20 protein-coding genes and 1 pseudogene are annotated in these 19219 nt (G+C 58.3%); 11 read left to right on the plus strand and 10 right to left on the minus strand.

What is annotated here, in order from left to right:
• The 3 genes and pseudogenes from P0D89_RS43705 to P0D89_RS43715 all read right to left on the minus strand — a co-directional run.
• Nucleotides 1–624: polysaccharide deacetylase family protein (locus P0D89_RS43705; protein WP_408378571.1), on the minus strand; the 624-nt coding region annotated here is incomplete at its 3' end.
• A 474-nt stretch (nucleotides 625–1098) separates the two neighbouring features.
• Nucleotides 1099–2400, minus strand: coding sequence for an FAD-dependent oxidoreductase (locus P0D89_RS43710; protein WP_408365952.1), 1302 nt, complete (start codon nucleotides 2398–2400; stop codon nucleotides 1099–1101).
• A 159-nt stretch (nucleotides 2401–2559) separates the two neighbouring features.
• Nucleotides 2560–2829, minus strand: a pseudogene (locus tag P0D89_RS43715) (alkene reductase); the annotation flags it as partial.
• Nucleotides 2830–3238: 409 nt separating this feature from the next.
• On the opposite strand from P0D89_RS43715, the gene P0D89_RS43720 reads away from it, so the two are divergent.
• Together P0D89_RS43720 and P0D89_RS43725 are read left to right on the plus strand one after the other, a co-directional pair.
• The gene (locus P0D89_RS43720; protein WP_408365986.1) at nucleotides 3239–3778 is read left to right on the plus strand and encodes a carboxymuconolactone decarboxylase family protein; all 540 of its coding nucleotides are present in this window, start codon (nucleotides 3239–3241) and stop codon (nucleotides 3776–3778) included.
• Between the two features lie 323 nt (nucleotides 3779–4101).
• Nucleotides 4102–4632, plus strand: a complete 531-nt coding sequence (locus P0D89_RS43725) for an alpha/beta hydrolase family protein (RefSeq protein ID WP_408365954.1) — start codon at nucleotides 4102–4104, stop codon at nucleotides 4630–4632.
• 227 nt (nucleotides 4633–4859) lie between these two features.
• Here the strand turns inward: P0D89_RS43725 and P0D89_RS43730 are convergent, their stop codons facing one another.
• Complete coding sequence (locus tag P0D89_RS43730; protein WP_408365988.1) at nucleotides 4860–5819, minus strand: AraC family transcriptional regulator; 960 nt, start codon at nucleotides 5817–5819, stop codon at nucleotides 4860–4862.
• A gap of 279 nt (nucleotides 5820–6098) precedes the next feature.
• Between P0D89_RS43730 and P0D89_RS43735 the strand changes: the two genes are divergently transcribed.
• Together P0D89_RS43735 and P0D89_RS43740 are read left to right on the plus strand one after the other, a co-directional pair.
• Complete coding sequence (locus P0D89_RS43735) at nucleotides 6099–6260, plus strand: hypothetical protein (protein ID WP_408365956.1); 162 nt, start codon at nucleotides 6099–6101, stop codon at nucleotides 6258–6260.
• A gap of 7 nt (nucleotides 6261–6267) precedes the next feature.
• Entirely contained in the window at nucleotides 6268–6429 is a 162-nt protein-coding gene (locus tag P0D89_RS43740; protein WP_408365958.1) for a hypothetical protein, read from the plus strand.
• Nucleotides 6430–6503: 74 nt separating this feature from the next.
• Here the strand turns inward: P0D89_RS43740 and P0D89_RS43745 are convergent, their stop codons facing one another.
• The 4 genes from P0D89_RS43745 to P0D89_RS43760 all read right to left on the minus strand — a co-directional run bounded on the left by P0D89_RS43745 (nucleotide 6504) and on the right by P0D89_RS43760 (nucleotide 9137).
• Nucleotides 6504–7484 (minus strand): quinone oxidoreductase family protein, encoded by a 981-nt coding sequence (locus P0D89_RS43745; RefSeq protein ID WP_408365960.1) that lies wholly within the window; start codon nucleotides 7482–7484, stop codon nucleotides 6504–6506.
• A 236-nt stretch (nucleotides 7485–7720) separates the two neighbouring features.
• The gene (locus P0D89_RS43750; RefSeq protein WP_408365962.1) at nucleotides 7721–8779 is read right to left on the minus strand and encodes a beta-keto acid cleavage family enzyme; all 1059 of its coding nucleotides are present in this window, start codon (nucleotides 8777–8779) and stop codon (nucleotides 7721–7723) included.
• On the minus strand, nucleotides 8766–8948 hold the full coding sequence (locus P0D89_RS43755; protein WP_408365964.1) for a hypothetical protein: 183 nt from the start codon (nucleotides 8946–8948) through the stop codon (nucleotides 8766–8768). Before P0D89_RS43755 ends, P0D89_RS43750 begins: the two co-directional genes overlap by 14 nt.
• Nucleotides 8949–9137, minus strand: a complete 189-nt coding sequence (locus P0D89_RS43760; protein WP_408365966.1) for a 3-keto-5-aminohexanoate cleavage protein — start codon at nucleotides 9135–9137, stop codon at nucleotides 8949–8951.
• A gap of 1214 nt (nucleotides 9138–10351) precedes the next feature.
• Between P0D89_RS43760 and P0D89_RS43765 the strand changes: the two genes are divergently transcribed.
• The 6 genes from P0D89_RS43765 (at nucleotide 10352) to P0D89_RS43790 (ending at nucleotide 15427) form a co-directional block, all read left to right on the plus strand.
• A complete protein-coding gene (locus tag P0D89_RS43765; RefSeq protein WP_408365968.1) occupies nucleotides 10352–11473 on the plus strand; it encodes a porin in 1122 nt (373 codons plus the stop codon).
• A gap of 28 nt (nucleotides 11474–11501) precedes the next feature.
• Nucleotides 11502–11876 carry a BON domain-containing protein gene (locus P0D89_RS43770; protein ID WP_408365970.1) on the plus strand — a complete coding sequence of 125 codons (375 nt, stop codon included), beginning with the start codon at nucleotides 11502–11504 and terminating at the stop codon, nucleotides 11874–11876.
• A gap of 286 nt (nucleotides 11877–12162) precedes the next feature.
• A complete protein-coding gene (locus P0D89_RS43775) occupies nucleotides 12163–12684 on the plus strand; it encodes a hypothetical protein (protein WP_408365972.1) in 522 nt (173 codons plus the stop codon).
• Nucleotides 12614–12979, plus strand: a complete 366-nt coding sequence (locus tag P0D89_RS43780; protein WP_408365974.1) for a hypothetical protein — start codon at nucleotides 12614–12616, stop codon at nucleotides 12977–12979. The genes P0D89_RS43775 and P0D89_RS43780 overlap by 71 nt, the downstream gene beginning before the upstream one ends.
• 544 nt (nucleotides 12980–13523) lie before the next feature.
• The gene (locus P0D89_RS43785) at nucleotides 13524–14369 is read left to right on the plus strand and encodes a TauD/TfdA dioxygenase family protein (protein ID WP_408365976.1); all 846 of its coding nucleotides are present in this window, start codon (nucleotides 13524–13526) and stop codon (nucleotides 14367–14369) included.
• 233 nt (nucleotides 14370–14602) lie between these two features.
• On the plus strand, nucleotides 14603–15427 hold the full coding sequence (locus P0D89_RS43790; RefSeq protein ID WP_408365978.1) for a GntR family transcriptional regulator: 825 nt from the start codon (nucleotides 14603–14605) through the stop codon (nucleotides 15425–15427).
• An 88-nt stretch (nucleotides 15428–15515) separates the two neighbouring features.
• Here the strand turns inward: P0D89_RS43790 and P0D89_RS43795 are convergent, their stop codons facing one another.
• Nucleotides 15516–15641, minus strand: a complete 126-nt coding sequence (locus P0D89_RS43795; RefSeq protein WP_408365980.1) for a hypothetical protein — start codon at nucleotides 15639–15641, stop codon at nucleotides 15516–15518.
• A gap of 851 nt (nucleotides 15642–16492) precedes the next feature.
• On the opposite strand from P0D89_RS43795, the gene P0D89_RS43800 reads away from it, so the two are divergent.
• Nucleotides 16493–17821, plus strand: a complete 1329-nt coding sequence (locus P0D89_RS43800) for an MFS transporter (protein ID WP_408365982.1) — start codon at nucleotides 16493–16495, stop codon at nucleotides 17819–17821.
• Between the two features lie 60 nt (nucleotides 17822–17881).
• Here P0D89_RS43800 and P0D89_RS43805 read toward each other — a convergent pair whose 3' ends face one another.
• A complete protein-coding gene (locus P0D89_RS43805; protein ID WP_408365984.1) occupies nucleotides 17882–18916 on the minus strand; it encodes an AraC family transcriptional regulator in 1035 nt (344 codons plus the stop codon).
• Nucleotides 18917–19219 lie beyond the last annotated feature (303 nt).

Genomic DNA, 19219 nt, shown 5'->3' on the forward strand with positions numbered 1-19219 from the left:
CCACTGAATACCAAACTTTGGCAGCGATGAGAGGTATTTCTCGTTCCACTGATTGCGCGGGAAAACCAGGCTCTTCATCGGCAGTCCATTCGTCGCCGCCATCCGGGACGCCGTCGAAATATCGTCTTCGAACTGATCGAGATTTTGGCCGTTTTCCAGACAATAAAAATGCGAGAATGTGTGCGTGCCAATCTCCTGGCCGCTCTGCCCGGCGATTCTTTTTATAAGTTCGGGGGCGAAGTGATAAAGTCCGTCTAAAGAAGTGTTCGCGCGGATATACTCGTATGGCGACAAGCCGGGCCGATCGTATGTCGGCAATTTTGCCGGAAAACTCGCCTTCAGCTCAGCAGTGTCATTGCAAAAGAGAAAGCCGACCACAGCCCACGTCGCGTGTATGTCGTGGTCGCCGAACACGCGCAGCATTTCCGGAATGGCACCTCGCACGCCGCGCAAGTTCTCGGCGTATTCATTGATGGTCCGCTTATCCCTAACCCCCCAATACAGTTCGAAATCGAGTGACACGGTGAATACGCCGTAACCTGGACTCATCTTGTAGACCTCGCACAGCGCTTCTTCGCGCGTTCGATATTTGTTGTTAAGGAATTCAGTGCCTGCCGGATGCAATATGAACCATCGTGATCATTCGCTGCTCAAGATCTGCTCCACGTTTAAAGTCGTTTTCTCAAGGCCGTGCTTCGGTAATCGGCGCTCGCGCTTCATGGCATTCCGGCGTTCGACAGTTCGTTACCGGCATGGCATTACATTGCAGTAAACTATCAGCTTTCTATTTTCTCGTTACGCGCGAAACCGCACACAAATGCCGTTGCAATTCGACTGAATGGCTTTCGCGCAAGTCTCAAGCCTGATTACTTTGTAGCCGACCGATCGCCGCACCGGTATTGGCGGGCGCACAATCTGGCTCGAGATACACGCGGCATCGACGAGCGCACCTGCATGTGTTCGATCCCGAACGGTGAGAGGTTTGAACTATCACTTAAACTTCTCGGCACCAGCGAATCGGGTGTAATGAGGCGCATCGGGATCAGAGAGACGGTTATGGCATGTCGATCACGGTGAACAAGAGCTCTTCTCTCGCCATCAACTGCCACGTTTGCAGCAGGTGCGATTTGCCGACAAGCAGACAGTCGGAGCTGCGCGTTGATCGGCGGTTTTGACCGGGAGCACGTGTTCGGTGACGTCGAAGCCCATCGATGCGCGAAAGGCAGGAAAGCGACTTGTAGCTGCCTGACTAACGTCAATACCTGAGCGTCTGCATTGGCCGGCGGAGTTGCCGCCGCCGATAACGATCACCGGATCGCCGCTACACAGTTGGCCTTCCATGAACGTGGCGTTGTAGTAAATGCCACGGCCCGTAAAGCGGTCGATGTTGGGCAGCGCAGGCTGGTTGTAGGCGGCGCCCGTCGCAAGTACGATCGAACGGGCCGCTATCTGTTGGCCGTCGTCGAGCGAAATCCGGTAAGGCCGTTCGTCGCAGTTAAGGCCCTCGACCGTACGCGCCACCATGATCTTCGCGCCAAACTTTTCCGACTGCGCGATCGCGCTGTTCGCAAGCTCCTGACCGGAGAGGCCGGTTGGAAAACCGAGGTAGTTTTCGATGCGTGAACTTGAGCCGGCCTGTCCGCCGGGCGCCGCGCGTTCGATGACCAGCACATCGAGGCCTTCGGATGCCGCATACACCGCCGCGGCCAGTCCTGCGGGACCCGCGCCGACAATGACGATGTCGCGCACCTGTGACTCGTCGATATTCGAGTTGAAGCCCAGCGCTTGTGCCACTTCCCGTGTCGACGGGTTTCTGAGTATCTGGTCCCCGTTGCAAATGACGATAGGAACGTCGTCACTGCATACCCCGAAGCGGTCCAGCAGTTCCTGGGAACTACTATCGGTGTCGAGATCCACATAAGCGAACGGGTGCCCATCGCGCGTCAGAAACTCTCGTACAGCAAGCGTCTGCGCCGAATAGCGCGAGCCGAGTATGAGCACATTGGTACGTCCGTGGCTGGACATGGAAAGTCGCCGCGCCAGGAATGTCTTCATGAAAATATCGCTCAACTCCGCGTCCTTGCTGATCAGCGTTCGCAGGTTTTGCGCGCTCAACTCCAGCAGGCACGATGCATCGACGGCCTGACACCGGTAGATGGAACGCCTGCCTGCAATCATCAGCAATTCGCCCGAAAACTGACCCGGGTCGTAAGTCGTCACCGTATCTTCGACGCCGCCAGCCAGCGAGACAATCCTGATCTTGCCCTCGATCACCACGTACACCGGCGGTGTGTCGTCGTTGGGGTTATAGAGCACAACACCTGCCGCCACCTGTCGCTGCTTCGTGAAGACGCGCACGCGTTCGAGTTGAGATTCGGTGAGGATTGGAGCGTAAGCCATGAGGATCTCGGGTGTGCTAGGCGAAGAACGTTTCGGCGATGGCGTTGTTATCGGCTTCGGTCATGTTCTCCTCCATCAGCAAGGGTGCGTGCCGGGTCTGCCAGACCACCTTGCAATGGTAGGTCGCAGCCTAAGAATGCGCCAATAAACCACTATAAATAGCTGTTCGGCGGTCTTCTTATTCATCTTTTCGTTGGCGATATAGACGCCGCCGAATGCTGCTTTCAGCGCGGGCCCGAGGCGGCCGTCGCCCAGCGCTTCACGTGAGCAGATGAAGGCAATACCGCGTTTGCCGAGTTCGCGCGCGACATAGCCGAAGGTGGCCGCAGGGTCCGAATCGCCCTTCGAATGCAAGTCGCCGCGCGGTGACAGGTGTACACCGACGCGGTTGGCGCCCCATATGGCGACGCAGGCGTCCGTGACTTCGAGCCGCCGCCACGAGACGTAGTCTCTCTTTATCTACCCTCCAGCAATGAAAGCGAGTGCGCAGTCCATTTTCGCGACTTCGCCACTGCCACCACTTCACGTAGAACCTCGTTCTCCATGGCTTTTCTTTCCGGCAAGCGCCGCAGTTTTCTGAATTGTTTCAGTGGATCGCTGAACTCGGCTGCAGGCACCACTTCTTTGCCGTCACTGACTCTTGTCAATCTGACATCGTGATACAGCTTGCGGGGGGCGTTCCACCACCATAGTGACTAGCCAATCGAGCCGATGAAGTCAGCAAGTGAGGATGGCGCGGGATGAAGTTTTTGAGCATGATTTTGCCAATATCAGGTATCACAATTATCGTCTTCGCGGCTTAAAGTGGAGTCTCCTAACCAACCGAAGGAGATACACCATGAGCCGTATCGCTATTCCCGCAGTTTCCACCGCCACGGGAGCAACCGCAGACGTGTACGCGCAGGTCCGAAAGACTGCAGGCGGCGGCGTGCCGAACCTGTTTGCAGCCTTGGGTCATCTTGCGCCGGCTACGCTTGCGGCAGCGCTGAATGCTGAAGGCGCGCTTGCATCGAGCAGCTTGAGCAAGCAGGACCTTGAAACGATCAAGCTGCTGGTGAGCGAACAGAAGGGCTGCGACTATTGTGTCGCTGCGCACGTTATGCTGGGCAAGATGGTGGGGCTGTCGAAGGAGGCGCTACGCGCAATCCGTGCAGGTCAGGCCACGGGCGACGCAAAGCGCGACGCGTTGGTTCGGTTTGTGCTGAATTTGCAAAAGACCCGCGGCACCATCAGCCAGCAGGAGTTCGCAGCGATCCGCGAGGCGGGGTACACAGAGACGCAACTGGCGGAGATCTCACTGGCGATTGCGATGATTACTTTCACCAACACATTCAACCGCATCAACGACACTGACATCGATTTGCCGGCCGCTGACTGACCCGATGTGGGGCGGGGCGCATGGGAAGTGACGCCGCCCCGTCGAAAACCAGTTGTGTGTGATGGATTTTAAGAGGAGGGGAGGTATGACTGCGCAAATTTTCGAGTTCGACGGGCCCCGGGGATATCGGCTGTCGGGCAAATTGGACTTGCCGACGAGCGAGCCGCAGGGTTGGGCGATTTTCGCTCATTGTTTTACTTGCGGCAAGGCTAGTCTGGCCGCCAGTCGGCTGGCTAGGGCGCTGGCTGCTCGCGGCATCGGGGTTTTGCGCTTTGATTTCGCGGGAGTCGGGAGTAGCGGAGGCAGTTTCGCGACCGCGACTTTTGCTGCTGATGGAGGATCTGGTTGCCGCCGGTGCGGCAATGGCTCGTGATGGTAAGAGAGTGTCGATTCTCATAGGTCACAGCCTCGGGGGCACAGCTGTATTGATGGCGGCGGGGGAGATGGAGGGCGTTCGTGCCGTTGCGACAATAGGGGCGCCGTTTGATGTCACGCACGTGCTGCATCAGTTCGATCCGGAAAGTTTACGGACGATCGAAGCGCAGGGGGAGGCGCAGGTTTTGTTGGCTGGACGACCGTTTGTTGTGGGTAAGAGTTTTGTTGAAGACTTAAGACGTCACGACTTGGCAGCGCGGGTTTCGGAGTTGCGTGTGCCATTACTTGTCATGCATTCCCCGGTGGATGCAACCGTTGGGATTGACAATGCGGCGCGTATTTTCGGAGTTGCCAAGCATCCGAAAAGCTTTATTTCACTGGATAACGCGGATCATTTGTTGACGCGCCGTGTCGATGCCGACTACAGCGCAGCGTTGATTTCGACGTGGGCTAACAGGTTCGTGCGTTCAGAAGAGTGACGTTAAGAACGAGATTCCGGCAAAGGTGGGTCGCTTAGCGGTGGCAGGGCACAAAATACGGCGCCATGATTTGATTACTGGGGCGCGCAATGCCGGCTCGACGAGAGATCCTGGTTTAACCGATCTTCGGCTTCGCACCGGTGGAGTCCGGAAAACGAGAGGGGTGAGCGAGAAACAATTGCAAGCGTACTATCGCGTTGCGTTGGGAGCGACAGCGTAGTTGAGTGTCATGCTTGGAGGTTTCCGCCCGAAGAGCGCCACCGAGCGGGTGTGATACCGATATGCCGTTTGAAGACGCGCTGAAACGCAGCGTCTGATTGATAGCCGACCGACTCGGCGATTACGGCGACCGGGTTCGCTGTTTGCAACAACATTCGCCCCGCGACTGTCATGCGAACCTCGGTCAAAAGGTCGCTTGCTGACCGCCCAATTGCCTCCTGAAATTGGCGCATAAACGTTGCTTTGGACATATTGCAAAGCGAAGACAGTTCGTCGAGTGTCCAAGGCTCACCCGGTTTTTCAAACATCGCGGATACAGCGGGTTGCAAACGAGGGCGTCGAGCCAATGCCATGAGGCCTATTGGCTGTTGAGCGGCCTCGGTTGCGAAACGTAGGGTTAGTGCGAATAAAGCCGCAGAGAAATGACTTACAAGCATCTCGCTGCCCGGACCCGGGTCCAAAGCCTCTTCTTTCATCAGCCCGATGAGACGCATCAATCTAGTGTGTGAAATTGAGCGTTCTGGTCCGCCAGCTCCGACAGCCTGGTCAGGCAGTGCGCTGCGCACGACCATTCGACCCGGCAGGTGATCGCGTAATAACCTGTCTGGAACCGCCCCTAGCAGAAACCTTCCGCAAAGAAAATCTGCGGTTTCGCCTATCCCATCGTTTTCGACGACGACTAAAGACGCATTGTTACTCGTAAACTCAGGCTTTGCCGGCTCGCCGCTTCCGTCGTGTATCAGATGTGCGCCACCCGCCGGAAACAAGATGATGTCGCCGGCTACCAGTTGTTCGGGCGGCCCGTTACCGTCCTCGAGCACAGCATGGCCAGACATTAGCAGGTGGTATGGGATTTCTCGGACGCCTGCGACTCCCTGGCTGATCTTCCAAGGCGCTCCAAAATGACAGCGCAACTCCAGCCGACCAGTTACAGGTATCAATGAAAGGAGTCTACTTAGCAAATCCATATGGGTTGGGTGAGATGCTTGATCGTCGTCCGGAATTTTCGTCAGTGGGTGACGAACATAGAGTGTAGTCAGCAACAGAGCCGGATTTTACTGTATTGAGTTGCGGCCTATAGACGCCGTCTATCGAATCAATTTTTAGAGGTCAGTGCCTGCGACCGTATTGTTGCAGAACTGCATCCGATTAGCGTCCCTCATCGTATTACACGCGGGTCGTCGACGAATAAGAAGGAGACGCGTGGCGGGAAAGCTACCATCGCGATCGACAAGCGGATCGAGACCGTGTTCGGTGCGCAAAAGAAGCAGGCTCACCCGGTCACGGTTGAGCCGATGCAGGAGGAAGGTCTCGGCGAATGGGTTAGTCCGGGAGCGGAGAAGGTGCTGCGTGTAACCAACATTATCGCGGCGTTTGCATCGTTGCTGCCGCACGAAAACCAGCGTTGATCGACGGTTGTCGGCGCGGATCGGCAACGGGAAGGCCGTCACCGCCGCCGCTCGCAAGTTCGCGGTGCTCTTCCGCATCACACCGCGCTATGGCATCGAATGTATGGATCGCAGCGCCGCGTACTTCGAAGAGCGCTACCGGCAGCGGGTCCCGGCCGACCTGACCTGACACGCCGAATCACCGGGCTACGTTTTACGGGCCAAACCAGCCTGACGCCTCACGTTTTCCAGTAAGTGGAGCGCTCAAATCACGAAGATGGAGGAGCCCGTGGTTTTTCGAGCCTCCAGGTCCTGATGTGCCTGCACCGCGTCCTGCAAGGCATACCGCTGATTGATCTCGATGCGGATGCGGCCTGCCGCCACATGGTCGAATAACTCATCGACCAGTTCTGCCTTTTCGGCCGGATCGGCGATGTAGTCGGCGAGGCCCGGGCGGGTCAGGTACAACGAGCCCTTGCGGGCCAGAATTTGCGGATCGAACGGCGGGATTTTGCCGGAAGCGGTGCCGACGCAGACCATCAGGCCGCGGCGCTTGAGCGAGTCCAGCGAGGACATGAAGGTGGCCTTGCCCACGCTGTCGAAGACCACGGACACGCCCGCCCCGTCGGTCAGTTCCCGCACGCGTTTGGCCACATCCTCATGACTGTAGTTGATTGTGTGATCGCAGCCGTGGGCGCGCGCCACCTCGGCCTTGGCGTCAGTCGAAACCGTGCCAATCACCGTCAGCCCGAGCAATTTGGCCCACTGCGAAACGATCAAACCAACCCCGCCTGCTGCGGCATGAAGCAACACGGCGTCGCCCGCCTTGAAAGGGTAGATTCGGCGCACCAGGTAGGCGGCGGACAAACCCCGCATGGTCATCGCCGCCGCAGCCTCGCAACTGATGGCCTCCGGCAGCTTGATCAGCAGCGCGGCAGAAATCAGCCGCTCAGTGCTGTAGGCGCCCAGCGTATTGATGAAGCCCGTGTAGGTCACACGGTCGCCGATCGCCAGATGGGTCACGCCGGCACCGATGGCCTCGATCACGCCGGCTGCCTCGTTGCCCAGGCCGCTGGGGAGCGGAACCGCGTAGGTACCTCCGCGGAAGTAGGTGTCCGCAAAGTTAAGACCCACTGCCACGTGGCGGACGCGCACCTCTCCCGGTCCAGGCTCTCCAACGTCAACTTCCTCAAAACGAAGGACCTCGGGACCACCGGTTTCGTAGAATTTAACGACTTTCGCCATGTTGTCTCCTGTCGATCGGAGTTAGCGCTTTAGCGCTTACTCCGATCCCATGCAAGATGATTGCTGTTATGTATCGACTGCCGCGGTTCGCCTGCGGCTCGCTAGTCCTTACTTCGCCCTTGATCTCGCTAAAAAACTCTGGTCGATATGGGGGAACTTCAACTTCAGCTTGAGCCCGTCTCTAGCAAATGCTGGGCGACACATACAACATATGATGTCAATTCGCCTCAGAGGCTTCAGATCGGCTTGCGCAGGAATCCCTGGTTGCCGCCGTTACGATTGGGAGCGAAGCCATTGGCCTGAAGCGTCTCTTCGGCCGTGTCGTAGAAGACCCCGATCTTCATGATCTCTCGCGCCTGTTGCGCTGTCGCTATAGGGCGGCCAAATTCGCCGGCGATACGCACCAATTGCTTGATCTGCTCGACCGAGCTCATCTTGCCCGTGCGGGTCTGATTCCAGAGCACATCCTCGATGCCGCACCGCACATGCAGGCCCAAAGCCATACCGATCATATTCACGGGCAGCACATTTAGCACCGAACTCTCCACCGTTATCACCGCGCCGTCGGGCGCAGCGCGCAGGAAGTTGGCCAGGTTGTAGATGTTCGCTTGGTCCATGCCGCCGCTGATAGCCACCCAGTTCATCACCAGTGGCCCCTTGTAGTCGCCGCGGCGAATCATCCGCTCAATCGTTTCGAAGCTGTTGATGTTGTAGCACTGAAACTCACTCTGGATTCCGGCTGCTGTCAGGCGTCGGATGTGCTCCTCGACCCAGCTGGGATTCGAGGGCACGATCATGTCCTTGTAGGTTGCATAGAGGTGCGGGAATCCCCGCGAAACTCCCTTGAAGTCGTCTATACCGGCATGCTCTGTCACATTCATCTGCGTAGTGTTGACAGTGACGGTCACCTGGTCGGGCTTCGGATCGAGTTCGGCCAGCATATGCCGCGTGTCATCGCTTAGCCATTGGGCGGCTTGGCCCTCGGATTCAGGCGCGAAGCTGATGGAGCCACCCACCTGGATGACCATTTCCGGCACGCGGGCGCGCACCCCGGCGATCAGCTCATTGAACATGGACAGGCGCTTGCTGCCCTTGCCATCGGGTTCGCGCACATGCAGATGCAGCACGGTGGCACCGGCTTCGTAGCAATCCACCGCCTTCTGGATCTGCTCCTCCATCGTGACAGGGATATCTTCCGGGAAGTCCGAGGGAATCCAGCCCGGTGCATAGGGAGCCGCTGTAATGATCAGGGGCTGCTGGTTCTCAGGATACAGATGGCCGTCAAGGAAGTTCATGATGATGGATCTCCAAGTTGAAATTTGAATATTGAGGATGGCAAACTAAATGAGAAAAACTTTGCAACCCCATTTGCTGCGCCATCTTCGGCGCCGCGGTGCGCAGGCGATCCAGCATTTCGCTGAACTTGAACATGCGCCTGGAGCCCTTGCCGCCGGCTTCGCGCACCTACACGTGCAAAACGGTGGCGCTCGCGTTGTAGCAGTCCACGGCCTTTTGCACCTGAACGGCCATCGTCACCGGCACATGGTCCGTATCGCAGGGCAGCCATTCCGGTCCGTAGGGAGCGGCTTGAATGGCTTGAATGACCAGAGGCTGCTGGCTTTCAGGCCGCAGAGAATTGTCCAGGAAATGCATATACATCCTGTTTAACCGGTTGTTGTAGGAGTGTCTGAGTCGACCAGTGAATCATCCGGCCCGGCGCCACTTCCTGCTTTACATTGCATGCCTTGCACTTGACTTTCCATGCCAGTAATCCGCTGAAGCAAGAGCGCCGGATCATCGAGTGCCGCGTCCACGATCCCGACCGCGACGGCAGGACAAACGGGATCAAGTGCACAACATGCAGACCAACCTGGTTCATTGTCAGCGGCTGCCTTTCACCGGACTGATGAGCCCTTGGCATGTCGCGCCCGATTCTGGCGTAAGTCATGTGCGGCGCGATGACTCGTTCGTTCTTCAACGGGCTTCTCGGCGCCCACGGCAATGAGACGGATGAGTCGGCACGATGTCATGGTGGGGCGGCATCACAATGCCGACCATGCACGCATAGCAAAGCGCTTCATGAGTCATTGGAGTGAGATTCCCCCGCGGGACACACCCTGAACCAATCTGCGCCGCAATCCGTCGGGCGGCATGAGTGTTGTTCACCAATATCTTTGCTAAAGGCAGCGACAGCATTGGAATTCCTCCGTTCATGGACTTCGCTTCGGCTGCGGCAGTGCAAGGCCTCTGTGAATCGCAGTGTATCTCCATGTAATAATAATGTCGACAAAAATAAAATGAGGAATTTGTTGCTGGGTGTGGCAGATGTCTATTGACTCCGCTGGCGCGAATCCGGGGCTCGAACGTGGTCGCTTATCGCGAAGCCGCATACCGTTCCGCCTGATAGGTCGACTCAGTATAAGTATTAATGTCGACATCAACAATTTTAGAGGATGATCGGTATTGTCTGTACTCGGTCGGCAAACCGGGCCGTTGCAGGAGGGCCCCGGATCGTCGGGCGATCGTCAAGTCACGCGTCCCGTACCAATCAGTCGACAGGCGCGAAATGAGGGCGCCATGAAGCGGAAATTCGTCGATATCGAGGCGCCATAGTTATTGAGCGACGGCGCGTATGCGGAGCCGTCGGTCACCCTGGACGGGGCGATCGCCGTCAGCTGTCTCTATCAGACGTCGTCGGCGACATCGTTCAGTTCCACGGCCCCAATTCCGGAAGGATCTTTCGCTACAAGGACTTGCGCATGCGCCGATTGTGCCGACAGTGGGGATCGACGACCCCGTGCTATGCGGTAACAGGCAGGCATCCGGCCGGGCTCGCCCGGCCATCATAAAAAGCAGTGGAGACGTCAATGAAACTGAAGTGGAGCGGAGTAGCGGTACTCGCGATATTCGCCAGCGCGGCGCATGCGCAGTCGTCGGTCACGTTGTATGGCGCAATCGATTCGGGCGTTTTCTATCAGAGCACGGCGGCGGCGTCGTTCGCGCCGACCGCCCACAATAACGGGCACGTGTACGGCATCAAGGACGGCAGCCTCTATGGGAGTTTCTGGGGCATCAAGGGGGCCGAGGACATCGGAGGTGGCTACAAGGTCAACTTCAGGCTGCAGGGGGTGTTCAACAGCAGCACCGGCAAGCTTGGGCTGGCCGACACGACGGGTGGTACCGCGGTGTTCAACCAGCAGGCGACGGTCGGTCTGTCCGGGGCGTTCGGGACGTTCGACGCCGGGCGGCAGTACACCCCGATGATCTATGCGATGGCCGATACCGACGTCCGCGCGGCGCAGTACTTCGGCAGCATCCTGGGCGCATGGCTCGGGCTGAACCAGGCCGCCGGCTGGCCCGGGACGAACACGAACGTGCCGATCGGCGCGCTGTACGACAGCAACGCGCTCGTCTACCAGTCGCCGAAGTTCTACGGCGCGTCGGTCGCGCTCGAGTATGCGCCGGGCGGCGTGCCGGGCCAGATTCAGGGCGGCACGCGCGAATCGGCAGTGCTCAGGTATTCGAACTATGGCCTGAATCTGTCCGCGGTCTACTACAACGCCCATGACACGAACCTCGCGGCGGCCACGCCGAGCGGGCTCAACAACAACCGCTTCTACTATCTCGGCGCGAAGTACACGTTCCGCGGCGTATCGGTGTCGGCGTCGTACGGGATCGGCAAGAATCCGTCGAACACGAGCCTCGCGGACTATGAAATGATTTCGGGCGGTCTCGGCTATCAGTTCACCCCGTTCTTCAAGATCACGTCCGGCTTCTACTACCTGAAGGACCGCAACAACTCGGCGAACCATTCGAGTGAATACGCGGTGGGCGCGGAATACAGCCTGTCGAAGCGCACAATCGTCTCTGCGCAGGTCGGGTACGTCGCGAACCGCGGGACGATGAACCAGACGATCATGTACGGCCAGATCGTTGCGCCGGGCGTGTCGACCACAGCCGCGATGATCGGCCTGCGTCACAGCTTCTGATGAATTGAGATCGAAACGGAGAACAACGATGAAAGCGATGAATGGACTCAGGGTGGCATTCGGCGTCGCGATCGCGGCGACATCGATCAGCGCGTGGGCGCAGGACGGCGCGGCGGCGGGGGCCTCGGCTGACACGGCGGTCACCGCGTCCGGCGGCATGACGGCAAAAGCCACGCGGCAGGCGAATCGCGCGCTGCGGCGCAAGGTGTACGCGGCGCTCGCGAAGCACAAGGAGATCGACGCGGGCGACATCAGCATCACCGCGAAAGGCGGCGCGGTACTGATCACCGGCACGGTCCAGGAGGCGTCGCAGATCGATACCGTCACCGAGGTCGCGAAGGGTGTCGCGGGTGTGACGTCGGTGACCAGCAAGCTCACGGTGCAGCGGCCGTTCGGCCAGTAGTGCGGCGCGCACGCCGGATCAGTTTGAAGTGACAGACTTGCCCAAGGGCTTGAACCTGATGCACCTCTGTAAACCGGGCGCAACTCTTTCAGGTCGACTGCGCCTTGCGTGAGTTAGGTTCCCTATGGGCCTTCATGATCGACCGCCGACTGAGCGACGAAGACCATTAGCGCGCGCTATTTCGCGCTCGGCCGGCGTCAAGACTCGAAGCCTGACATGTGATGGAGTCTGTCGCCCTTCATTGATACTCACGCCGGCCAGCCGTTCACGTAAGGAGGAACCTGTCATGAAGGTCATCTCTCACGTTGACAAGGTGCGACGCATGGTGGTGCTCAGACAGCACCTCGACCCGTTAGCCGATTTCGAATTGTGGTTCTGGGTCACGCTGACCGCGAGTGTCAACGTGTTCAATGCAACCCTTCATCTCACTGGTCTGACGCGTGACGATCCCGTGTTCTCGACTATTCCCGGCGTGCACGTTGTAAAGCAACCGGATGGCAGTTACGCGCGCGAGTTGCGTGGGCTCGGCGATGTGAGCCATGTCGGTTGGCCGGAGATCGAAGGAGAAGTACCTCCAGCCATTCGGCAACTCGAACATGCATTGCATACCATCGAGCATCACCGGGATCCGTGCATTCGCGGAGATCGCGATCCAATACAAGCCATCGTCGACGAATGTGAGCAAGCGTTTACACAAGTCATGTACACATTCGAACAGGCGTTGAAGGGTACCGACTATGAAAACCGAGAATCATCGGATCAAAGCCGAGAACATCGAGGCGTCGCTGAGTTTTCTCGGCGAAGATGACTGGGAAATGAAAATTGAGGCAGCGATGCTGGCTGGGACACACTGGGCGAACTACGCGTTGCATCGCCGCGGCGTCACTTCCGACAATGACGACATCGTCCACAACTCGATGCTGGTTGTAAGCATGCTGCGCAAGTATTCCCTTGTGGAAGGCGAACTGCTTGGTGGGCTGACCGAAATCGAGGAGCTTCGCCCTCTTTATGTTCGGGGAGACTTGCCAGACGGGTCTCGCGCCGCAGCGCGGGCGCTGGAACTGCTTCGGTTGATTAGCGCGCTCGCCAGGCGCGCGCCATGACTGCTTCAGCGGAAAGCGTCGCGGTGATCCATCGGCTGTGGAGTTGGCGGTATGCGTTGGCATGTCGCAACCGAGGTGGGACGAACAAACCCTGCTGATCGTGACGCTTGAGCCGAGCGTGCAACTGAGCCGGGAGTAGCAGATTTCGTTTTATGCGGGCAAGCGGCGAAGCGGCGCACGCCCGACGATCTGACTTTCGTCACTGAAATTCCGTTGGGAGCCCGCGGGAAGATCTTCAAAACGCCAGTTGCGCGATCAAATTATTGCTCACGCACGACCGACGGCCCGAGCGGCGGCATTAATAACCGCGATCAACCAGACCTGCGGCGGGCGCGGCGCACAGCTAGTCATACCTGTTGTCGTATTTCGCGACCAGCGAGGACCGGGGAGGACAAAATTAATGTCGACATAAATAAGGTGGTCTGCTATCTTGTTTGTACAGATGCAGAACATCAATTTTTCACGGTTTCGTAAAGCTGCGGCGCTACGCGGCGACGGTGGGTGAATTGGCGAAATTCCCGCCAGACACAAGGAGATATCGCTCATGATTAAAGTAGAAAGACTGACCGCTTGCATTGGTGCCGAGGTGTCCGGTGTGAGCTTGGGGGATGCGTCTCGAGATGCATCGCTGTTCGCAGAAATCAAGGCGCTGTTGCTTAAGCACCGAGTCCTCTTTTTTCGAGATCAGGATATCTCTCGCGAAGAGCATGTCTCCTTTGCGCGCCGCTTCGGGAAACTGGAAGATCATCCCGTTGCGGGAAACGATCCGGAACACCCGGGTCTCGTGCAGATCTACCGATCGGAAGCAAAAAATCCGTACGAAAACAACTATCACAGCGACGGGCTTTGGCGGCCGAACCCGTCTATGGGCGCCGTGCTGCGCTGTGTCGAGTGTCCAGAGGTTGGGGGCGACACCATCTGGGTCAACATGGTGGAGGCTTATAGGCAACTACCAGAAGACATCAAGAAGCGCATCGAGGGATTGAGAGCAAAAAGCAGCATTGAGCACTCGTTCGGTGCGGCAATGGATCCCGAGGAGCGAAGAAAACTGGCGGCGCAGAATCCGGAGGTGGAGCATCCTGTGGTGCGGACGCACCCAGAGACCGGCGAAAAGATTCTCTACGTCAGTAGCTTCACGACGCATTTCGTCAACTATCACACAGTTGAAAATGTGCGTTACGGTTTGGACAAGACGCCTGGCGCGAGCCTTCTGCTGAATTATCTGCAGAGTCAGGCATCGATCCCTGAGTATCAGGTTCGTTTCCGGTGGAAACCGAACAGTATTGCAGTCTGGGACAACCGGCCGACGCAGCACTACGCGGTAATGGATTACTGGCCTGCTCCGCGAAAGATGGAGCGAGCAGGCATCGAAGGCGATAAACCGTACTAGCCATTTGCCTGTCCTCGCGAGGTTCGAGGTGTTCAGGCTCCAGCCGGCGGTCGCGGTTCGGTTTTGTATGGATCATTGTTCGCCTCGGTTAGCGCGTCATCATGGCTGTCGCCCTGTTACCCACCGAATGCTCGATACGGGCGGCGGCTAGGGAATTTTTGTCGACATTAGAATGCCGGAGACTATAATGGTCAAAGGATTAAGTTCGACGGAAATTGATTCCGCTATACGCCATGGCCCGAAATAAAACGCAAAACCTTCCCGATCTTTCCTCGCTGCTTACGCCCAAGAATTCACTGATGCTGGCCGTTGAGCGGGCGGTGCTGCGCGGGCAGGACTGGGCGTATGCTTCGGTGCCGATTGCCGAGCAGATCGCTGCCCGCCTGGCCGGGGTCATTACGCTTGACCTGGTGAAGTCGGGGCAACGCTTGCTGGAGAAAGATATCAGCGAGGTGCTGCACGTCAGTCGCGCTCCGGTACGCGAAGCGATGCGTATACTGGAGCGGGACCGCCTGGTTGAGTTTCAGGCCAGGCGTGGGGCGATCGTTACGGCGCCCGATGAGAATGAGCTTCGGGACATTTTTCGCGTGCGCAGCGTGCTTTACGTCACGATGTTGGAGCAGGTGGCGCGCGAAAGCCCGTCCGAACTTGAGGCGTTACTGACCGCGCATATGCCCAGGCTAACCAAGGCGGCCGAGGAGTCGGTAGACGCCTATGCCGTGGAGAGCTTCCTCCTGAATTTCACTACGGTCGATCTGTGCCGCAACCGGCTTCTGGTCGATGTCCTGCACTCCATCTCATTGCGAACCTTACGGTATGTCCGGCTAGGATTTGTGGCTAAGCCTCAATCGGTTCGCACATCTTTAAAATTCTGGCACGCGCTGCAGAAGGCCGCGATCAAGCGGGACAACAAGCTACTGCTTTCCCTTGCAGCTTCGCGACTGGACGACGCCAGGGATGCTGCCATTCGTGCAATCGTTGCAAAACCGGAAGGCAGTCGGCGTGCACGTGCCTCAAAGGCGGCGCAGCCCGAAGTAGCGGCCGGCTCTAAAGAGTAAGTCGCTTCCCGCTCATCCATGCTTTCCTCAACGCTTGGGTACGCTCACCTAAGAGCAGACACCGCATACCAGCATCTCCGGTTGTTTGCTACGCGTCGGTGCGCGATCTTGCGCCCGAGTCGTCCATCTTCTGGCTGGCGTGTAGCGAGCGATACTCGTTCTTCAGCGATCCGATGAGCAGCATCAGATCGCACGTGACATGCCACACGTCCATCAGGACCCGTTGAAACGACCGATGTTGACAATGAACCAGGTTGGTTAGCATCTTGCGCACGTGATCCCGTTTCGTCTTGCCGTCGCCGTCTGGAACCTGGATGCGGAGTCGACGGTCCAGCGCTCCGGCATCAGCGGATTCGCGTACACACGCAGTTCACCATGCCGATCCCCTTGATCAGGCCACGCATGTTCCAGCTGTCCTTGCGCCGGACAAGCTCGATCCGGTGCGATAAATCCTTATCGAAGATCGTTTCGTCGTCCCCTCAATATTACGAGCCTTAGCTTCGCTTCGGGTGTACGCCGCTTCGTAACAATTCGTCGCTGCGCTCAGGTGTGACGTTTCGCGTACGGATAATAATTAATGTCGCCAAAAATAATTTCAGATGCTATCCTGAAATCAATCTCCGTCGTCGGGAGCTTTGAGGCTGCAAGGGAGGTTTTGGCACAACACTTACGCGGACGTTGCGTTGTTCATGCGGGCGAGCGGCTTCGTTCCGTGCGTGCGGTCAATCGTCGAAATCTCCCGCGCGGTGCATGTGGCTAGCGGAGTCGATTTACGACGTCTTTTCCGGCGCGGCAGCAGCAAGCATTGGCTTTCCGGTGAACACCCGATTCTGATCGAGGAGCAAGACGAGCCAACTTCAACGTCATCACACAAGTCATCAAGATGCTTGAAATAAGCGTCGAAATCCAAAGCACGCACGGCGACACAAAGAAAGCGTCCGGCGATGCTGATGGCCAGCAGAAACCACTGCCGGTCTTGGCGTAGAGGTCTTGCCTCGCACGGACCAGACGACATCAAGCGGCACGATTCAATATGAATTTAGTGAATCATTGGAGGAGACAGAATTGAACCTTTACACAAGTAACGTAGTGCCGGCCGAGTCGGTGGCGGCTACCAGCGGCGCCCGAGCCTACGCTTGGGTGGTATTCGCATTGATGTTTTGCCTTCTGCTGTCCGACTACATGTCGCGCCAGGCGCTCAATGCCTTGTTTCCGATCTTGAAAGTGCAGTGGCAGCTTTCCGATACTAAGCTCGGTTCGATTAGCGGCGTGGTGCCGTTGGCGGTCGGCGTGCTGACGCTGCCATTTTCCATAATCGCGGACCGTTGGGGACGTGTCAAAAGCATTGCACTGATGGCTGCGCTGTGGAGTGTCGCCACGCTCGGATGCGCGATTGCCAGCAGCTACCACGAGATGTTCGTCGCGCGGATCTTCGTTGGCGTCGGCGAGGCTGCCTACGGAAGTGTCGGACTCGCGATCCTCATCAGCATCTTTCCAAAGCATCTGCGGTCTACCATTGCCGGCGGTTTTACGTCTGCCGCTGCCTTTGGGTCCGTACTCGGTGTTTCGCTTTCCGGCATCGTTGCGACCCACTTTGGCTGGCGGTGGTCGATGGGTCTGATGGCGATCTTTGGTTTTGTGCTGGTGATCATTTACTTCTTTGTAGTCACGGAAAAAAGGCTCGCGCGTGCGCAGCCGGACAATGCGCGCGGAACTCCGGTGTCCGGGTGTGTGGAACTGACGCCCCGAGCGCTTTTCTCTGGCTTGTTTCCGTCCCGTTCTGTCTTTTGTGCGTACCTCGGGAGCGCCCTGCAGATCTTCATTCAGGGCACGCTTTTCGTCTGGCTGCCCAGCTACCTGAATCGTTACTGGGACATGCCTATCAGCAACGCTGCCGTAGTGGCAGCCGGCCTTGTCCTTGTCAGCGGCATGGGCCAACTCCTGTGCGGTGTGATCACCGACCGGATAAGCGGAGACTCGTCGCTTAAGAGGTGGAACATGGCCATTGGTTATTGCCTCGTGCTTGGCGTCCTGCTGGCGATCGCGTTCCGCTTGCCACCGGGCAATCTGCAACTCGCGCTCCTTGCGCCCGCGGTGTTTTTCCTTGCGAGTTCGTTCGGCACATGTAGCGCGATTATTGCTGGAGCCACATCGCCAGCTATCCATGGCTCGGCATTTGCCACTCTGACGCTGTTCAATAATATTTTAGGCCTTGCGGCTGGTCCATTTTTCGCCGGTGTGGTGGCGGACGCGGTGGGTCTTCAAGGCGCATTGCGCTGGCTTCCGCTCGCGGCAGCTCTGCCCTTCACGGTGTATCTCATTGGCCGGTGGTGTCACATCGCGGAAGTGCGACGCGCGCAAACCTCTAATGCTGGAGAAGGGGACAGCTTTTAGGGGACATCCGCATCAATGCCCGGTGAGTGTTCCAACGAGGTAGGTTGGATCGCGTGTGAATCAGTGCCGCTCGGAACCCGACGAGTGGTTCGTCGTATCAAGGCAGTCGCTCCTCCACCGGCTCGGCGGTTTGCCGAATTCGGCGCTGAACCAGCGCGAGAACGAGCTGATCTCCGAAAAGCCCACGAGATCAGCGACGTCGGAAACCGAATAGCGGCGATGGCTGAGGTAGCGCAGCGCGACTGAGGCGCGCACCTCGTTCACGAGCGAAGAGAACCTGTTGCCCGTCTGTTCGAGCTGGCGCTGCAGCGTCCGCGGCGCGAGGCCGAGGCGCTGGCTCACCGGCTCGATCGTGCCTTGTCCATCGGGCAGGAGGATATGAAGCGCCCGACGGACGTCATCGGCAATCGAGTCGTGCCTGTATCGCGGTTGCAGGGCGAGCAGTTCCTGCGCGTAGCACGCAAGACGGGAGTCGGCGAGCGGGTTAGGGCGGTCGAGATCCTGCCGGGTTATCACGATGCCGTCAAAACCGCTGTCGAAGTCGACGTTCTGTCCGAACAATCGTCGGTGCAACTGAAGACTGGCCGGCGCCGAGTGGGCGAAATGGACGCCTCGCGGCTCGTACTGTGCGCCGAGCATCGCGCGCACGAGACTGAAGAGGACGCTGACCGTGAGCTCAACGATCTCGCGGCCGGGATGCGGGCGTCCGGTGACGAGCACCACGTGCAGCACGACGACGTCCTGTGATTCATCGGTGCGGATGGCGACGGAATCGCTCAACAGATGCCGGTATCGCTCGATCTGCGCAACCACCTGACGCAGCGTTGGCTGATGCTGCAGGAACAGGCTGACCGCGCCGAAGTCGGACAGCCGCCAGACCTCCCCGATGCGCACACCGAGCGACCGGCATGCGGAAGGTTTCGTTGACGCTTCGAACACGCGGGCAAGGCTTGATTCGGGAATCCGAAGATCGGGGCTATACAGGCAGGCCGGATCGAGTCCGACCTCGCGCAGCGTGCGAACCGGATCGATGCCTTCGGCCCGGGCGATTTCAGAATACTTGGTCAGGGACGCGCTTCGAACCAGGATGGTCATGTCTTCACCGCAGAAATCAATCTTTCGACCGTACCGCAGGAGCAGCATCGCGTCTGTGCGGATTAACCATAGTCGGGCTCTTTGTCGGGAAGCGTCAGGTTCTGGCGCGCATCGTCAAGCACGCAGGCGAAGGAGCTCCCACAATCCTTTCGCCAGCCCGCCGTTGTCGAGGCCGTTCACCGGATCGTCCATCGGCAGGTGGTCTGCGTAGCGACGGAAGCGTCGCACTTTTCAAGCCCGGCCTCGATGAGGCGAGCGGTCTGCGCGGGCGTCCACGCAGGCTTGCGCACCAGATTTTCACTC

It is taken from the genome of Paraburkholderia sp. RL18-085-BIA-A (assembly GCF_046027075.1).
Lineage (GTDB): Bacteria > Pseudomonadota > Gammaproteobacteria > Burkholderiales > Burkholderiaceae > Paraburkholderia.

What these genes read in the sequence shown, in the direction of transcription:
- P0D89_RS43795 (WP_408365980.1), bottom strand. Translation starts at nt 15,641, where the DNA reads ATGGACGTGTGGCATGTCACGTGCGATCTGATGCTGCTCATCGGATCG.
- P0D89_RS43770 (WP_408365970.1), top strand. Translation starts at nt 11,502, where the DNA reads ATGAAAGCGATGAATGGACTCAGGGTGGCATTCGGCGTCGCGATCGCG.
- P0D89_RS43790 (WP_408365978.1), top strand. Translation starts at nt 14,603, where the DNA reads ATGGCCCGAAATAAAACGCAAAACCTTCCCGATCTTTCCTCGCTGCTT.
- P0D89_RS43775 (WP_408365972.1), top strand. Translation starts at nt 12,163, where the DNA reads ATGAAGGTCATCTCTCACGTTGACAAGGTGCGACGCATGGTGGTGCTC.
- P0D89_RS43730 (WP_408365988.1), bottom strand. Translation starts at nt 5,819, where the DNA reads ATGGATTTGCTAAGTAGACTCCTTTCATTGATACCTGTAACTGGTCGG.
- P0D89_RS43750 (WP_408365962.1), bottom strand. Translation starts at nt 8,779, where the DNA reads ATGAACTTCCTTGACGGCCATCTGTATCCTGAGAACCAGCAGCCCCTG.
- P0D89_RS43780 (WP_408365974.1), top strand. Translation starts at nt 12,614, where the DNA reads ATGAAAACCGAGAATCATCGGATCAAAGCCGAGAACATCGAGGCGTCG.
- P0D89_RS43765 (WP_408365968.1), top strand. Translation starts at nt 10,352, where the DNA reads ATGAAACTGAAGTGGAGCGGAGTAGCGGTACTCGCGATATTCGCCAGC.
- P0D89_RS43805 (WP_408365984.1), bottom strand. Translation starts at nt 18,916, where the DNA reads ATGACCATCCTGGTTCGAAGCGCGTCCCTGACCAAGTATTCTGAAATC.
- P0D89_RS43785 (WP_408365976.1), top strand. Translation starts at nt 13,524, where the DNA reads ATGATTAAAGTAGAAAGACTGACCGCTTGCATTGGTGCCGAGGTGTCC.
- P0D89_RS43720 (WP_408365986.1), top strand. Translation starts at nt 3,239, where the DNA reads ATGAGCCGTATCGCTATTCCCGCAGTTTCCACCGCCACGGGAGCAACC.
- P0D89_RS43710 (WP_408365952.1), bottom strand. Translation starts at nt 2,400, where the DNA reads ATGGCTTACGCTCCAATCCTCACCGAATCTCAACTCGAACGCGTGCGC.
- P0D89_RS43760 (WP_408365966.1), bottom strand. Translation starts at nt 9,137, where the DNA reads ATGCATTTCCTGGACAATTCTCTGCGGCCTGAAAGCCAGCAGCCTCTG.
- P0D89_RS43745 (WP_408365960.1), bottom strand. Translation starts at nt 7,484, where the DNA reads ATGGCGAAAGTCGTTAAATTCTACGAAACCGGTGGTCCCGAGGTCCTT.